Annotated in this window: 10 protein-coding genes; 3 read left to right on the top strand and 7 right to left on the bottom strand. The window is 45.3% G+C overall.

Translation table 11 applies throughout. The annotated features are described in order from the left end of the window. Positions 1–44 precede the first annotated feature (44 nt). The 5 genes from chrA to ACOSVQ_RS09975 form a co-directional block, all read right to left on the bottom strand. Complete coding sequence (gene chrA / locus ACOSVQ_RS09995; protein WP_491982429.1) at positions 45–1,181, bottom strand: chromate efflux transporter; 1,137 nt, start codon at positions 1,179–1,181, stop codon at positions 45–47. 176 nt (positions 1,182–1,357) lie between these two features. Further along, positions 1,358–3,004 (bottom strand): methyl-accepting chemotaxis protein, encoded by a 1,647-nt coding sequence (locus tag ACOSVQ_RS09990; protein WP_491982428.1) that lies wholly within the window; start codon positions 3,002–3,004, stop codon positions 1,358–1,360. Between the two features lie 232 nt (positions 3,005–3,236). Then, on the bottom strand, positions 3,237–4,883 hold the full coding sequence (locus ACOSVQ_RS09985) for a methyl-accepting chemotaxis protein (RefSeq protein ID WP_491982427.1): 1,647 nt from the start codon (positions 4,881–4,883) through the stop codon (positions 3,237–3,239). A 273-nt stretch (positions 4,884–5,156) separates the two neighbouring features. Continuing rightward, positions 5,157–6,635 (bottom strand): putative bifunctional diguanylate cyclase/phosphodiesterase, encoded by a 1,479-nt coding sequence (locus ACOSVQ_RS09980; RefSeq protein WP_491982426.1) that lies wholly within the window; start codon positions 6,633–6,635, stop codon positions 5,157–5,159. A gap of 87 nt (positions 6,636–6,722) precedes the next feature. Beyond that, the gene (locus ACOSVQ_RS09975; RefSeq protein ID WP_491982425.1) at positions 6,723–7,280 is read right to left on the bottom strand and encodes a YceB family lipoprotein; all 558 of its coding nucleotides are present in this window, start codon (positions 7,278–7,280) and stop codon (positions 6,723–6,725) included. Positions 7,281–7,559: 279 nt separating this feature from the next. Here ACOSVQ_RS09975 and ACOSVQ_RS09970 point away from each other — a divergent pair, with 279 nt between their 5' ends. Beyond that, positions 7,560–9,551, top strand: coding sequence for a peptidase U32 family protein (locus ACOSVQ_RS09970; RefSeq protein WP_491982424.1), 1,992 nt, complete (start codon positions 7,560–7,562; stop codon positions 9,549–9,551). 96 nt (positions 9,552–9,647) lie between these two features. Here ACOSVQ_RS09970 and ACOSVQ_RS09965 read toward each other — a convergent pair whose 3' ends face one another. After that, entirely contained in the window at positions 9,648–10,568 is a 921-nt protein-coding gene (locus ACOSVQ_RS09965; RefSeq protein WP_392477707.1) for a response regulator, read from the bottom strand. Continuing rightward, positions 10,565–13,912, bottom strand: a complete 3,348-nt coding sequence (locus tag ACOSVQ_RS09960) for a hybrid sensor histidine kinase/response regulator (protein ID WP_491982423.1) — start codon at positions 13,910–13,912, stop codon at positions 10,565–10,567. Before ACOSVQ_RS09960 ends, ACOSVQ_RS09965 begins: the two co-directional genes overlap by 4 nt. A 371-nt stretch (positions 13,913–14,283) precedes the next feature. Here ACOSVQ_RS09960 and urtA point away from each other — a divergent pair, with 371 nt between their 5' ends. Both urtA and urtB read left to right on the top strand, forming a co-directional pair. Beyond that, positions 14,284–15,558, top strand: a complete 1,275-nt coding sequence (gene urtA / locus ACOSVQ_RS09955; protein WP_102942232.1) for an urea ABC transporter substrate-binding protein — start codon at positions 14,284–14,286, stop codon at positions 15,556–15,558. Between the two features lie 156 nt (positions 15,559–15,714). Beyond that, positions 15,715–17,373 carry an urea ABC transporter permease subunit UrtB gene (gene urtB, locus ACOSVQ_RS09950; protein WP_491982422.1) on the top strand — a complete coding sequence of 553 codons (1,659 nt, stop codon included), beginning with the start codon at positions 15,715–15,717 and terminating at the stop codon, positions 17,371–17,373. Positions 17,374–17,375 lie beyond the last annotated feature (2 nt).

The raw sequence follows: 17,375 nt of genomic DNA, 5'->3' as shown, positions 1-17,375 counted from the left end.
ATTCGTATTTTAAGGCTAGAAAATCTAAGCGAAGCGTGAAGACACTATATCCCTAAAGCTGCCCCCGCAACAATGAAGAATGCTACGCATGCAACTATCGGCAGCTTGAGTTGCTTGAGCAGATAAAACCCAATCAATACCAAAGCGATGTCTGATGCGGCAAAGACGGCACTGGTAAATACTGGTTGGTACAAAGCAGCAGCAAGCAAACCAACAACAGAAGCGTTAACGCCATTCAGTGCGCCAGCAATGCTTGGATTGTCTGCTAATGAATGCCAATTTTTCAGCACAGCTAACAACAGCAGAAAGCCCGGAAGAAATACTGCAATAGTCGCCAGCAGTGCGCCTGTAATAGGTGCTTGCGGCATTAGCGCGTAACCAAGAAATGTGGCGAAGGTAAACATGGGACCAGGAACAGCCTGAGCCGCTGCGTATCCGGTCAAAAAGGTATCTTGGCTTAGCTGGTCACCAACAAGATTTTGCAATAGTGGCAGAACCACATGCCCACCACCGAAAACTAAGCTTCCTGCTTGGAAGAAATCACCAAACAGTTGAATGCTTGAGTGGCTTGATAACATGGATGTGCCGACAAGTATCAATACAAATAGCAGTAAAGGGGTATAACTTGGTTTAAATGTTCTTTGTGTTTTCGCTGCATTTCCTTTGAGGTATCGCATACCAATAATAGCAGCCAGAATTAGCACTAATAATTGGGTAGTAATGCTTGGTACAACGAGCAGTGCGCATGCCGTTAAGAGAGCTAAGCCTGCTGAAAGTTTGCTTGAGCAGAAGTTTTTGTACATTCCCCAAGTTGCGTCTGCCACTACCACCACGGCAAGCAGCTTAAGTCCGTGTACGATGTTGTGAAATAAGGTGGCATCCGTTATCTGGCTGCTTAAGAGAGCAAGCAAGATCATGAGTATGATAGATGGTGAGGTAAAACCGATAAAAGCGGCGATCGCTCCAAATAAACCACCACGTTTGTAACCGATAGAAAAGCCCACTTGGCTTGATCCTGGGCCGGGCAAAAATTGGCTAAGTGCAACTATCTGAGCGTATTCGCTGTCGTCCAACCATTTCAGTTTTTCAACGAAGGTTTGTCGAAAATAACCAATGTGAGCGGCCGGGCCACCGAAACTAATCCAACCTAGCCAGAAAAAGGTTTTGAAGATAGTGAGCATGCAGTAAAGCTTCCTTTGTCGAGATTGCGCCATGAATATCTAAAGCAGACGCTATTTTCAACCTATCTTGTTCATTGTTCACAATTATTTAATGTAAAAAGCCATTACCGAATGCGTCAGAAACGGGGTTTCTGCTTTATCCGATAATGGCTAGAGGTGCAGGGTCTAAACTTGTATCAAAGTTTAAAGTTGCCGACTAACTTATCCAAATCAGCAGACAGCCTTTGCAGGTGAGTGCTGGATTGATTGAGCTGCTCTGAAATCTCAGTGGTTTCTGAAGTCAGTTGGTTGATCTCTTCTAGGTTACGGTTGATATCCAGTACAACCGTTGATTGTTCTTCGGTTGCTGTTGCCACTTGGATATTCTGAGTGCTGATGTGTTCAATATGGTTACTGATTTGCCCTAGGGATGTGGTGGCATTGTTGGCAAAACCAACGACAAGGTTACTTTGAGTTCGTCCTTTCTCCATTGCTTCAACGGCACGGCGAGATTCAGTTTGTAGCCTATCTATGATGTTTTGGATCTCTTCTGTTGAATGTGCTGATCGGCTTGCCAGAGTACGGACTTCATCGGCAACAACAGCAAATCCGCGCCCCTGTTCTCCAGCACGCGCTGCTTCAATCGCCGCGTTAAGTGCAAGTAAGTTTGTTTGATCTGAGATATTGCGAATGGTATCGAGCGTTGAGCTGATATCGTCAACTTGTTTTGCTAATGACTGGACGATATCAGTCGCTTCATCAAGTTCTCTGGATAACTCGCCGATTTGATCTCTTGCTTGACCCACCACACTTCGTCCGTCACTGGATTGATGTGTTGCTTCGTTTGCCGCTTCCGCTGCTTGTGATGCGTTCGCAGCGATCTCATCAACGGTTTCACCTAATTGATGAATCGCAGTAGCGACTTGCACCGTACGATCACGTTGAGAGGTACAGTTGTTACGTGTGTGATCCGCACGTTCAGAAACGTTCTCCGCCATTTCAGCCAAGTCGCGAGAGTTTTTCGCAACCTGAACCATCGAGGTATGCACTTTTTCAATGAACAGGTTAAAGCTGTTAGCAATGTGAGTTAGCTCATCTCTACCTTCCGCCTCAATACGAGTGTTGAGCGCCATATTCTGCGCAGCATGGTTCATGGTTTCGCGCAGATAGGCCACTCGTCTACGCAGATTAAACACAATTGATGAGGAAATAATGAAAGAGATAAGTAGCCCGACAACACTAATGGCAATCAGCGTATTGCGATCCTTTATGTAAGCTACATGGCTAACGGAGTTCTGTTCTTCAGCTTGGTGCAGCAGGGTGTCCAAAATAACGTTAGCCTCCTTTCTCATTACACCGTAACTTTTGGCGTATTTGTCGCGATAGATTTGCTGCGCTGTAGATAGGTCGCCTTTATCTAAAGCGTTTAACATCGGCTCCAGTTCATCTTTGACCACAGTTTCAAAAGCGTCTGCAAGTTTTTGTACTCGCTGCTGTAGAACGGGGTCTGACTGGGCTTTGACTGCATCATCTAAAGCAGCTCTCATTTCAGGTATATCTTCTGTTTTCGCTTCTTTAACACGAGTTGCAATGCCTTTAGCGTCGCGTAGTGCCGTTTCCTGAAGTAGCATCATGTCGATACCCACTCGCATTCGAGGAATTCTAGATGCTGTCTCTGCCATTGCACGCATTGGCGCTGCGGTGTTGAGGTACATGGACTCGGTTTTATTATCGAGAGAGTCCATGGAACTCAGGCTGTGCACGCCAACAGCTATCAGTGCTAAACAGGGGATGGTGACGGTTATTAGCAACCGGGTTTTTAGGGTGAAGTTATTGATGAGCATAGCTGTAAGTATCCGTATTTGTTGCTGTTATCGCACAGGACTTTATCAACTTGCCAATAATTAAAATGGTTGAATTTCAATCAGATGTGAATGTGCACACAATTTTCTCAAACAACATTTTGAGATTGCGAGTAAGCGGTAAATTTGCACAAAATTAAATGAGTTTAATTAAAATATTGTTGACCCCTATGAACCTAAGTCATGGTTCATAGGGGAACTAATCAACATCAGCTCAGAGTTTGAAGTTACCAACCAGCTTGTCGAGCTGAGAGGAAAGTTGCTGCAAGCTGTTGCTGGATTGATTGAGTTGTATAGCGATGTCCGTTGTTTCGGTCGTTAGGTGGTTAATTTCTTCCACGTTACGGTTGATGTCTTCAACCACTGTTGATTGCTCTTCGGTAGCAGTAGCGACCTGAATGTTCTGTCCGCTGATTTGGTCAATATGACTGTTTATTTGTTCCAGTGCATTAGTGGCGTTGTCCGCGTATTCGACGACCAAATCGCTTTGTTGACGGCCTTGCTGCATTGCTTCAACTGCACGTTTAGACTCGGTTTGTAGTCTGTTAATGACCTTTTGAATTTCTTCTGTTGAGTCAGCAGAACGGCTGGCAAGTGTTCTTACTTCATCAGCCACCACGGCAAACCCTCGTCCTTGATCTCCGGCGCGAGCAGCCTCAATAGCAGCATTGAGAGCCAGTAAGTTGGTTTGGTCTGAAATGTTGCGAATAGTATCGAGGGTTGAGCTGATATCGTTGACCTGTTTGGCAAGGGATTCAACTACCTCGGTGGCTTTCTCAAGTTCATGGGAAAGTGAATCGATTTGTTCTCTTGCCTGAAGGACAACTTTCTGTCCGTCACTGGATTGATGTGTGGCTTCGTTTGCAGCATCGGCAGCTTGTGCCGCGTTAGTCGCAATTTCACTGACTGTAGCGCCAAGTTGATGAATCGCTGTTGCTACTTGAACGGTTCTGTCTCTCTGCGAAGTACAGTTGCTTTGCGTGTGACGAGCACGCTCAGAGACATCACGAGCCATAGCGGCCAGTTGCTGCGAGTTTGCCGCAACCTGATTGATAGCGTTGTGTACTTTTTCCATAAACAGATTAAAGCTGTCACCAATTTCTGTTAGCTCATCTTTCCCGTCCAGTTTTATTCGAGTGTTAAGGGACAGATGTTGCGCAGCGGTTGTGATGGTATCTCTAAGTGTAGAAACTCGATTACGCAGACTAATCACGATGGCGGACGAAATGATAAACGAGATGATAAGACCTGCACTGATGATGATGATCTGAGTTGTTCTGCCTGACATATAATTTGCGTAGCTCAGTTTGTTTTGAGATTCGGCTTGTTCCAGCAAGGTTTCCAAAAGGGTATTGGCATCTTTGCGCATGGTTCCGTAGCTGACAGCGTACTTGTCTTTATAGATCTGTTGAGCCGTTGCCATATCTTCTTTGTCTAGAGCCTGAAGCAGCGGGTTGAGTTCGTTGCTGACCATTTTCTCAAAGTCATTTAATAAGCTTTGTACTTTTGCTTTTAACTCTGGGTTAACTTGCGTTTTGACGGCCAAAGTCAGCGCGTCACGCATTTGTGGAATATCTTCTTCCCGGGTCTCTTTAACTCGGGTTTTAATGCCTTTGGCATCACGCAAGTCTGTTTCCTGAAGCAGCATCATGTCGATGCCCACGCGCATTCTGGGAATACGTGAAGCAGCTTCCGCAACCGCTCGCATTGGTGCAGCCGTATTGAGGTACATTTCTTCAGTTTTACTTGCCATTGCTGACATGGCATTTAGGCTCGCCAAACCAACAAATATCAATGCTAAACAAGGGATTGCTACCGTAATAATCAATCTGCTTTTGAGCGTTAGTTTATCTATTAACATTGGATGAATACCTTCCATTTCTGTTATTGAAACGAACCATCTGAGGATCAGTCTTTTCTGGCTAAAGAGACGGTCAGCAAAACGAAGCCGACAAAAGAGATGCAACTAATAATAAAGTTTATGTAGTAATTAATAGCTTAGGCTAAAACCGAACAAGCGCTATCCACAGCATAAGAAATAAATAACGACACAATTTAGAAAGGAAAGTGCACAGGTAAACTCTCAAGCAATACTGCCTGTATGACTGAATATGGCATAGTCAACTGAATTGAGTTAGGTGAGATGTTGAATCAGCTGTTTTACGGGCATAGGTCTACCCAAGTAGTACCCTTGTGCCTGTTGGCAGCCCATTTCTTGCAGAATTTTTAGTTGGGTTTCAGTCTCAACACCTTCGGCTACAAGGTCGATACCGAAGCTGTTGGTCATCGCAATAATTGCGCTGATGATAGTTCTCGAACGATCATCGTTTTCTACTTCTGCGATGAAACTGCGGTCAATTTTAATCTCATCGACCGTAAGATCTTTTAACATCGCCAGTGAGGTATAGCCAGTGCCGAAATCATCTATAGAAATAGCAATCCCGCTTTTTTGTAGAGATGAGATAACTGCAACACTGCTATTTAGATTGTCTAACGTAGCGGTTTCTGTGATTTCGATACTGACGTATGGCGAGATGACATCATGCTCTTTTATGAAGCGAACCAGCTCTTGCATTTCATTTGCATCATTGAATTCTGCCGCTGAAACGTTGACAGCAATACTGTGGATTTTGTTACCTAGCAAGCCAGTTGTTCTTAACTCCTGAGATACTTTGTTTATCACCAGCTTCGAGATAGCGCCTGTTAAACCATAGCTTTCCGCTAGTGGAATAAACACATCAGGTGCAATAAAGCCTTTGGTTGGGTGATTCCAGCGTACTAACACTTCAACGCCATTTACGATAAGCGTTTTCAAGTCGTATTTCGGTTGATACACCACAGTTAGCCCGTCGTGGTCGATAGCATTTCTTAAGTCCAACATCATTTGTCGGCGCTGCATCGCTTTCTCGGTTAAGGCCTTGTCGTGGTATTGGATCGCGTTTTTCTTCTCTTTTGCCACTGCGAGTGCTTCGGTTGCAGATACCATCAACTCTTTCGCAGTACTGCCATCTTGTGGGTAGATAGCGATGCTGATGCAGCAGGTTGATTCAATTCCGTAGTCTTTTGCAAGACGGTTGTACAAACCTTGGATGTCTTGCATGTGATCATCCATGTCGTATTCATTGGTAATTTTGGCGAAGCTGGCAAACTGATCCGCATGTAAGCGCGAGGCGAACGAGCCGGGCAATAAAGCGTCGTTAAGGACTTGAGCTAAGTCTCGTAGAAAGGCATCGGCTTTTTCAAAGCCAATTGCATCGTTGATTCGTTTGAAATCATCGATATCAAGGTAACCAAGAATGAGCTGCTCATTCGGTTTTAGCTGTCTGATAGTGAGATTAAGGGTTCGGACAAACATCGTCATACTGTGTAAGCCGGTGAGGCTGTCCATGTCGTTGGCTTTTTCCAACGCATTGTTGCCCTTTAACACCATGGCAAGCAGCAAGCCCGCAGTAATGATAACGAACGTTAAGCCTTTGTATGTCTGAGCAACGGCTTGTACTTGAGGGTTAGGAAGTAGGGTTTCTACAGCAAGATCGGAGAAAAGGATCCACAGCGTAGCAAACAAGGCATACAAAACGGCAACCTTTGCAGCTGAAGTGACATTCCTAGTCATATTCCTTCCCTCTAGTTCGTTTACAGACAGCTCGTTTATAGACAGTAACGAAACCTGCCTAGCACACCATGAACGTGTATGTTTTGTCTAGTCAAATAGTTCAATTACTAACTTATTGTCTTTAATGACAAGGTTTGGCTCCGCCGATTTCAATAGTGCCTGTTCCACTTTGCTGCTGTCCAGCTTGTAGACCGGATACTGTGATAGTGCTGTGCCTATCATAGACACTGCTGGTTTAAGCAGCTGCTTAATTTCAGGAGTTAGTAATTGGCTTTCCTCATCGAAGCGATCGAGCCGCAGCGATTTTAAAAATATCTCACCTGTCTCTTTGTCGTATTGCGGGACGGCGCTGAACTCCAGATCAAGTTCGAGTTTCTTCTCTGGCTGGTTCCAGATTTGCACTTTGGCTGTGGTGTTTGCTAGCACAGACACTCGGTCTGCATCGGCGCGCCCTATGTTTACGTCCAAATCGTGAATTGAAACTAAAGCATGCATGATGTTTTCAACACCAACGGATTGTTCAAAACTGACGTTATCATGCAGATATTTGGTCATGTCTTGTTCGGTTACGCTATAACTGGCACAGCCAGCAAAGGTGAGGGCTGCAAACGGAAGGAGAAGAGATTTCAAGGCTTTTTTTATCATGGCTCGGGCTCTTTTACATGCACAGTATGGAAAGCTATAAGGACATCATAACGAATCACTTTGCAGAACAATATGGGCGTTTTCTGATTCTGCATCATATTGTTTTTGCACTCATTAGAGCAAAGTCTCGATCATCGATGGTGTCAAGCTGGCGGGGTAAATAATCCTTACTTCTAAGCTTGTTTGACAAACTTCATCGACAACTGAGCTACATCAAGGGTTATGTGATCAATGCCGCTATAATTCCAAGCTCTGTTTGATGTGAGAGAGTAGCGCAGTTTGGGTTTTACAAAAGATCAGTTTGAATTACTTGCCCCCGGTGGTGATTTAGATTCAATCAAAGCAGCCATAGCAGCGGGTGCTGATGCCGTCTACTGTGGTTTGGACCGATTTAATGCACGTAATCGCGCAACCAACATTACGCTTGATGTGCTCGATGGCGTGGTTGAGCTCGCTCATAAGAACCATTGCAAAATTTTTCTCACACTTAACATTGTGGTGTTAGAGAGTGAAATCCCTTCGCTCATCCGATTGTTAAAGCAACTGTGCGATACCGATGTTGATGGTGTTATCGTTCAGGATCTCGGGCTTGCTTACCTTATCAAACACCATTTCCCTCAGTTGGACATGCACGCATCTACTCAGATGAATACCCACAACGACGGGCAAATTAAACTGCTGAGTAAACTCGGCGCTAGCCGCGTTAATTTATCTCGTGAGTTGAATATCGATGAGATAGCGCATTTGGCTCAATATGGTCGCGCGCACAATGTGTCGATGGAAGTGTTCGTTCACGGCTCTTACTGTATCGGTTTCTCCGGTTTGTGTTATTTCAGCTCGGAACTGAACGGAGCATCAGGAAACCGTGGGCGTTGTAGCCAACCTTGTCGCGATCAGTACCAAACGACTTCAACGGGGAATAATTATCCGCTGAATCTAAAAGACAACTCTGCTTACCAAGATATGGACGCGTTAGCCAAGGCGGGTGTCTATTCACTGAAAGTGGAAGGGCGAATTAAAAAATCCCACTACGTGTACACGGTTGTCGATAACTGGCGGAAGCAAATTGACCATTACTGCCAAACAGATGAAGCGCTAACAGATATGTCTGAGCTTTATACCGTCTTTAACCGCGACTTTACCAATGGTTATCTTAAAGGTGATATCCATCGAGGCATGTACATCGATAATCCGCGCAATTTTGCAGCCAAACACTTTGATATACAGTCCAAGAGTGATGGTGGCTTGCAAGCGAGAAAATTCGTCTATGATCGCAACACGGACATTATTCGCAAAGTGGATGCGATTACTCAGTCGATGCCAGTTACGTTTAACGCTAAACGAAGCCTAAAGGGAAGTGGTGAAAGCATTGATATCCCTTTGCCAAAATTTGAAGCTAGCGTACAACTAAACCGTGCACCGAAACTGTCCGTGTTGATCGACAACCTTGATGATGTATCACTTACTGAAACAAACAGCGATGTTGAGTTTTTCTATCTCATTCCAGATGCGCTGGCTCTTCAATATGACGAAGTGGTGGAAGTGTTTAGTCACTATCCAAGTCTCATTCCGTATTTCCCAGCTATTTTGATTGGTGAGCATTATCAAGCCGCATGCTCTTTACTTGAACACATCCAACCGAAATGCTTAGTCACTAACAATCTAGGTGTGGCTGAAATCGCACAAAGCATGGGATTACCTTGGGTGGCAGGGCCTCAACTTAACATCACTAACTCGCTGTCGTTGCAGTGTGTTGATCAAGAGTTGAAAGGTCATGGTGCGTTTGTCTCCAATGAGCTGAGCGCTAAGCAGATGAAGCGATTAGTCAGACCGGAAGGCTTTAGATTGTTTTACAGCCTCTATCATCCGATTCATTTGATGACCAGCAGACAGTGCCTACTTATTCAAAGCATTGGTTGCAAGAAGCAAAGAATGAACAAAGGCTGCATGAAACGATGTGAGAAAAGCGCATCAATCATCAGCCTAAAAGGGCAATCTCATGTTATTCACAAACAGCGAGGCAATCACAATTGCCTGTTTGGCAATGAGAACTTCCTAAACTTAGATTTGCTGACTGATGTACCGAATGTGTTCACCGACATCATGATTGACCTGCGTGACATCCCCACTCATACCCAGTTGTCCGTGAGCAAATCAGAACTTATTCGCCTGTTTAAACAAGCTTTAACTGGTGAAGAGGGTGCACAGCAAACATTGCGAACCCACATAAGTGGCACAACCAACAGGCAGTATCTCAAAGGTCTGAACTAGAACAAGTTAGCTAGAACGAGTTAGCTAGAACGAGTTAGAAAGCAAAAGGGCAAACTTATTTCAGTTTGCCCTTTGTTTTGCTAATTCAGTGATTGGCTAAGACTTCTCCAACACTCGTATTGACATACTGACTGCGGAAGTACGGTTATCGACTTCTAGCTTCTTATAAATCTGCTCAAGATGTTTGTTTACCGTGCGCGGGCTCATATCGAGTATCTGCGCAATCTCCCAGTTTGTTTTGCCGAAAGAGAGCCAATAGAGAACCTGAGATTCGCGTTTGGTGATGTTAAACACTTCGCGCAGATCATCCTCAGTTCCTGCTTGCTTCGGAACATTGACGCGAATCAGAACATGCGTGTTGCTGTCATTGCCTGCAAAAGTGGCTTCGAGTGGGGAGTCAAACTGGGTAATGGTTAACGGCGCAGCGGTGTCACCGCTGTTAAGCCATTTAGCAATATCTGTTTGGATTTGTGACCACGTGTGAGCAATGTCCTGCGTGCTGTCTGAGCGGCGGCTAATGTCACATAACAGCTCCTGAGCATGGGGTGTTGCCCACTCTAAATCGCCACTTTTGGAGACACAGAATATAAACTGCCCAGCGTAATCCAACGCGGCTTGCGCAGATTTAGCCATGCGTGCGTTGTGGCTGTGAACTCGAATACGGGCAAGCACTTCCGCAGGCACCACGGGTTTCGTGATGTAATCAACACCGCCCGCTTCAAAGCCTTTGATGACGTGCTTAGAGTCATTTAAACCGGTCATAAAAATGATAGGAATGGCTGGCAAGCGTTCCTTCAGTTTTAAACAGGTATCAAACCCGTCCAATACGGGCATGACGGCATCCAGTAAGATGACGTCTGGTTGTATCTTTTCCACTATCGAAAGCGCCTGATGACCGTCCAGAGCAACCAGAACAGTCAGTCCTGCATCATTGAGAGTTGCGTTCAGCATTCCCAATGATTCTGGTGAGTCATCGACCACTAACACTATGATGTTTTTCGCTGAGAAACCGTTCATGAATCTATTAATCCATTAATATGTTCGACGATGTTCGCGAAGCGACAATGGTGCGCTTCTTCTCGCATGGTATTGATAAATTTAGTGCCTTGATGCCCGTTATTTTCTAGCTGGTCGAGCAGGTCACTGAATGCAGACATAAAGCCTATCTCTGCATAACTTTTAAGTTTAGAAAGCTCTTTGCTATTTGGATAAAAATCAGGAGTTTCACGGTGACTTTTTTCTTCCTCTTCCTGATAAATCCAATCAATACCCAATAATTGACTGAGCTTACCAAGCAATAGCGGAAGAGAAACCGGCTTGGTCAGATACCCATTGTGGTAGCTGTGAAGCTGATTATTGGTTTCCAACTCCTGAATATTGGCAGAGAGCATAAGGATAGGTTGATAGTAATGCTTTTGACGCAGTTTTATCGCCAGCTGCCACCCATTCACTTGCGGCATAAAAATATCCAGCATGAAAAGGTCGATGGCTCTGCTTGCCGCGAGTTCTAAGGCAGCTTCCGCAGAGTTGGCTTGCAGGACATTAAAACCGAGTGGGCTTAGGATGTTGCTGATCAGTATGCGTTGGTCATCAATATCATCCACTACCAAAATGGTTTTCTTAGCGCCTTTATAGCCTGTCACATCAAGATTGGTCAGTTCTGGTTCATTGAGATAGTCATTTACCTCGGAAAGCATCATTTTCAGAGTAAAGGTACTGCCTTTGCCTTTTTCACTGATACATTCAATTTCACCACCCATCAAATCTGCCAATGCATTGGAGATAGTGAGACCTAACCCTGTGCCACTAATGTGCTTAGTAGTATCTGACTGAATACGTTCAAATGGGCGGAAAATCAGTTGTTGTTCGTCTTGTGAAATACCAATCCCCGTGTCTTCAACGCTAAAACGTGCCACCTGGTTTCGATATGTGACGGAGAAGTGTACATGCCCAGCTTCGGTGTATTTCACCGCATTATTGAGCATATTGATCAGGATCTGTCTTAGCCTCTGTTTATCGGCGGTGATAAAAATTGGCAGATGGCTGGCAACACTGTACTGGAAGGTAAGATTCTTTTGCTCCGCCTGCATACGAAACATTTCTACCAGTTGTTGCAGTAAAGAATGAAGATTAAAGGCGTCCCGATGCAGCTCTAGTCGTCCTGCTTCTATTTTTGAAATCTCCAACAGACTTTCCAGTAAATCACCAAGATGTTTACCATTTCGCTCCAATGTTTCTGCATATTGGCGCTTTTTCGGACTCAACTCTTTATCGTTACTGAGTAACTGGGCATACCCTAGCAACACATTAAGTGGTGTTCTCAGTTCATGACTTAGCCCCGCTAAATAGCGACTTTTCGCATCGTTAGCGTTTTCTGCTTTTTTCTTTGCCCGTTCAAGTTCGAGCGAGGTTTTTTCGTGCGCGGTAATCTCATCAGAAAGCAAGTTGGTGTGAGCCTGAAGCTCTTTCATTGCAAGGCTGCTGCTGCTTCTAGCTAATACAAATAGCCAGCTAATAATACCGATTGGGATCAGCAACAGAGCGAACGCTTTAAACAGACTGATAGAGAGCGCGTTCATCTTGGTCGGATCTAGGCTTGGCACCTGACTGTATGCCAGAGCCAAAATTGCACCTATGGATAAACTCATTAATCCCATTACCATGACAAATTGGCTGATAGAAGAGGAGAGTTTGTTTATCCAACTCAAAGGCAAATAAGGCTCTAAGGTGTGTTTGACTTGAGCATGGAAGGTCGCTTGCGGACGGCACTTATCATGGCAGCGAACATCAAGTGAGCAACAAAGCGAACAAATATGCCCTTGATAAGCGGGGCACATCGCCATGTCTTCTTCTTCAAAAGTGTGTTGGCAAACCACACACTCGTGCTCTTGATGTCCTTGGTGAACAATGATTTCATCGTTAACTAAGTAGTAGCGACTGCGTGTCGCGAGTGCAATTAATGGCGCTGTGATAAACGGCAATATGAACGATAGGTATGAGGCGAAGGCTTTGATCACATCATTAAACAGACCAAAGTGAGCCGCGAATCCAAACAAGGAGGCAAGGATCATTGAACCTAAGCCAACAGGGTTGATGTCATAGAGCTTAGAGCGTTTAAATTCGATGTGTTTTGGGCTAAGGCCGAGTGGTTTGTTGATGGCTAAATCGGCGACAATAGTACCAATCCAAGAAAGCACCAAAACCGAATAGATTTGCAGCGTTTGTTCGATGAGCTGATAGACACCAAGCTCCATCAAGAGCAGAGCAATCAGTACGTTGAAGATCATCCATACCACTCGACCGGGGTGGTGATGAGTTAAACGTGAGAAGAAATTCGACCAAGCCAGAGAGCCCGCATAGGCATTGGCAACGTTAATTTTCAGCTGGGAAATGATGACAAACAAACCCGCGCAGATAAGGGCAAGTTTGGTATTGTCCGTCATGTAACCAAACACATTCACATACATATGAGCTGGGTCACCAGCCAGATCTGGCGCAATACCGTGGCTGATAGCGAGCCACGCCAAGAAACTGCCTAAGGCAATTTTCAACGCGCCAAACAACATCCAACCGGGCCCACCAATCAGCATCGCTGCCCACCAACGCAGTTTAGTGGAAGGGGTCTGTGCGGGCAGAAAGCGCAGAAAATCGACCTGTTCACCAATTTGCGCCACAACCGAAAGCAGTACTGCCGATGCAGCGCCAAACAACATCCAGTCGAACTCAGGGCTGTGTCCAACTAAACCACCGTAGGAGAGCCATTGGTCAATTTGACTGTCTGGGTGAGTAAAAACGAAGAACAGGGGAATGAGCTGCATCGCAAGCCAAAGCGGCTGCGACCACATCTGAAACCGTCCGATATTGGAAATACCCAAAGCAACCAGAGGAATCACAATCACCGCGCTGATGATGTATCCCCAAAACAGTGGAATACCAAACAACAGTTCTATTGCCATCGACATAATGGCGGCTTCGAGGGCAAAAAAGATAAAGGTGAACGAAGCGTAGATGAGCGACACTATGGTTGAGCCAATATAGCCAAACCCCGCACCTCGACTGAGAAGATCCGCATCAACACCGTATTTGGCGGCGTAGTAACAGATAGGTATGCCACTTAGAACGACCACCAGAGAAACACCGACTATCGCCCAAAGTGAGTTGATAACGCCGTAGTTTAGGGTGATGGTTCCGCCGATGGCTTCAAGCACCAGAAACGAAACAATACCTAAAGCGGTATTGGCTATCCAGCTTGCTGACCATTTCCTTGCGCGTTTTGCAGTAAAACGCAGCGCAAAATCTTCCAGTAATTCGTTGCCGACGAGGGTGTTATAACGCCTGCGCGTTATTGGGACTTTCTGCATCTCATTGTCTCTTCATCCTTAAAGTTCTTACCTGCACTCCTTGCAAGTATCGAATTTTCGCAGTGTATTGCTTAGCTAACCTTACCTTCGAATGAAGTTTTTATCCTCCATTTTAGAGCGAAAGTAATTAGTTTTTTAAGCTATCGGTTTCTTGGGGTATGGCTTTCTTTATATCCTGCACGCGCGAGTATAGCCCGATTTTACTCATTGCTATATGCGTAGTTTAACGTAGTTAAAGTGCGCAATATGCGCATACCCCTAACTCTTTATCTCACTGATACTTTTCCGGAGCTTGTTCCTGATGTCGCGATTTTGAGCCTGCATCTGGGGGCGTAAGTTTGAACCATTTATTAATCAAGGGAAGATGAAAAATGAAACGGAAATTCCTCTCCACGGCAGTACTGGCGGCGTCACTACTCAGTGCACATGCACTAGCAGCAGACACGATTAAAGTCGGTGTGTTGCACTCATTGTCAGGCACTATGGCAATCAGTGAAACCACACTGAAAGATACAATGTTGATGCTGATTGAAGAGCAAAACAAAAAGGGTGGTTTGCTTGGTAAAAAGCTAGAGCCTGTGGTTGTTGACCCAGCGTCTAACTGGCCTCTATTTGCAGAAAAAGCGCGCGAATTGATTTCAAAAGACAAAGTTTCAGCAGTATTCGGTTGCTGGACTTCAGTATCTCGTAAATCTGTACTGCCAGTATTTGAAGAGTTGAACAGCATTCTGTTCTACCCAGTTCAGTATGAAGGTGAAGAGTCTTCGAAAAACGTGTTCTACACAGGCGCTGCGCCAAACCAACAGGCAATTCCAGCAGTTGATTACTTGATGGATCAAGGTGTGAAACGTTGGGTTCTTGCAGGTACGGACTATGTTTACCCACGTACTACCAACAAAATCCTTGAAGCCTATTTGAAAGACAAGGGTGTGGCAGCTTCTGACATCATGATCAACTACACGCCTTTCGGTCACTCAGATTGGCAGTCTATCGTATCTGATATTAAGAAATTTGGCTCAGCGGGTAAGAAAACCGCAGTGGTTTCTACCGTCAATGGCGACGCAAACGTACCTTTCTACAAAGAGTTGGGTAACCAAGGCGTAACAGCAGACCAAATTCCAGTGGTGGCATTCTCTGTGGGTGAAGAAGAACTTTCAGGTATGGATACTGCTCCACTTGTCGGTCACTTAGCAGCGTGGAACTACTTCGAAAGCGTGGATTCACAAGCGAACGAAGAGTTCATCGAAGCGTGGCACAAGTTTACTAAAGACGACAAACGCACCACGAACGACCCAATGGAAGCAACTTACATCGGTTTCAACATGTGGGTGAAAGCGGTTGAAGCGGCAGGCACAACAGATCCAACAGCCGTGCAAAATGCGCTCATTGGTACGTCTGTTCCTAACCTTTCAGGCGGTTACTCAACCATGATGCCTAACCACCACATCACTAAACCTGTTCTGATTGGCGAAATCCAAGATGACGGTCAGTTCCAAACTGTTTGGGAAACGGCTGGTTTGGTTGCGGGTGATGCATGGTCTGATTTCTTACCGGGTTCTAAAGACCTGATTTCAGATTGGCGCGCACCACTTAGCTGCGGTAACTACAACGTTAAAACAGGTAAATGTTCTGGTCAGAACTTCTAATTCGTAACACAGACCTTCCTGCTGTTTTACGACATTAGCCTGACGAACAGGCGTAACGAAATAAGTGGGTGCGAAAGCCCCACTTATCCTCTGCTTGATAAAGCAAGAAATGGATTTTAGAGGCTGGGCAAATTGCCGAGTCAGAAAGGGTTACTCATGGTCTTAATTAAGCGAATGTATTCCTTAGTACGCGATACCAAACGAATAGCTCTGGTGTGGTTGCTTGGGGTGACAGCCTTATGTGTGACTTCTGTGGCGCAAGCCGAGACAAGTGCTTCATTCGATGAAGGCTTACAAGCGATTTCGACACTCAAATTCAATCAAATCGAATCGGGTGTGGATAGCATTCTTCAAAGTGGCGACGAGCGAGCGGCTGACGTATTGAGTCTGCTACTGAATGGCGATTTATATGTTGAGAAATCAAGCTCAACATTGGTGGTCATTAAAGCCAAAGAGGGCAGTGACTTTACCATTCAGCCGCTTCTTTCGACCAATGATAGCGATATGTCGACAGTTAATTCCCGATCGATTAAAAAAATCGGTATCAACAACAGTTTGCGCGGCAAATTAAAATCGGCAATAGCCGCGTTAAGCATCTCTCATCCTAATCCGGACAAGCGTATTGATGCGATTAACCAGTTAATGGGTTCGATGGATGAAGAGAGTTATCAACTCCTCAAAGATCACTTAGCGAAAGAGTCAGATGCCAAAGTGAAAGACTTAGGGTCAACGGCGCTGGCTATCTATGATTTGAAAAACAGCAGCGATGACACTGTCCTTGCTCAAGCGATTGATACCCTCAAACCTAGCTACCAACCAACGGCTCGCAATGCGCTTAATCAGTTTATTAGTGAGAACCCTGAGAGTGCACTCATTGGTGCTGCGCGTATCGCGTTAAGCAGCATTGAACAACGTGAGAAAGTGGCGGACATGACGCAAACCCTGTTTTTCGGTTTAAGTCTTGGTTCTGTATTAGTGCTGGCGGCGATTGGTCTTGCGATTACCTTTGGCGTTATGGGCGTCATCAACATGGCACACGGCGAACTCATCATGTTGGGCGCGTACACCACTTATGTGGTTCAAACCTTAATGCCTGAACACATCGGTTTATCTGTATTTATCTCTATCCCTTTAGCGTTTGTGGTGTCTGCCGTTGCTGGTGTACTGATTGAACGTTGCGTGATTCGCTTTTTGTATGGTCGACCATTAGAAACACTGTTAGCAACATTCGGTATCAGCCTGATCCTGCAACAAGCGGTTCGCACAGTTTTCTCTCCGCTAAACCGATCGGTTTCAACACCGGATTCTATGCAAGGTGTGATTGAGATAAACCCTCTGCTTAGCCTGACATTAAACCGTTTATACATCATTGTTTTCTGTTTGATTGTGTTTGCACTTTTGTACCTGATTTTGAACTACACCCGTTTAGGTATTGAGGTTCGTGCTGTTTCGCAAAACCGCAGTATGGCACGTGCGATGGGTGTTCGCTCTGAATGGGTGGATGCCATGACCTTCGGTTTAGGTTCGGGCATTGCAGGCATTGCGGGCGTTGCGTTAAGTCAGCTAACCAACGTAGGACCGAACTTAGGTCAGGCTTACATTATCGACTCTTTCATGGTGGTGGTATTCGGTGGTGTGGGCAACTTGTGGGGAACGCTGGTCGCGGGCATGTCACTAGGCGTGGCAAACAAAGTTCTTGAACCTTGGGCTGGCGCCGTTCTGGCGAAAATCCTAGTGCTGGTATTCATCATTCTATTTATTCAGAAAAAGCCCCGAGGATTATTCCCTCAGAAAGGGCGTTCTGCGGAGGGATAATC

It is taken from the genome of Vibrio sp. HM8-C (assembly GCF_058630515.1).
The sequence above is the reverse complement of the archived record's forward strand: the minus strand, read 5'-3'. Positions and strand labels throughout refer to the sequence as shown.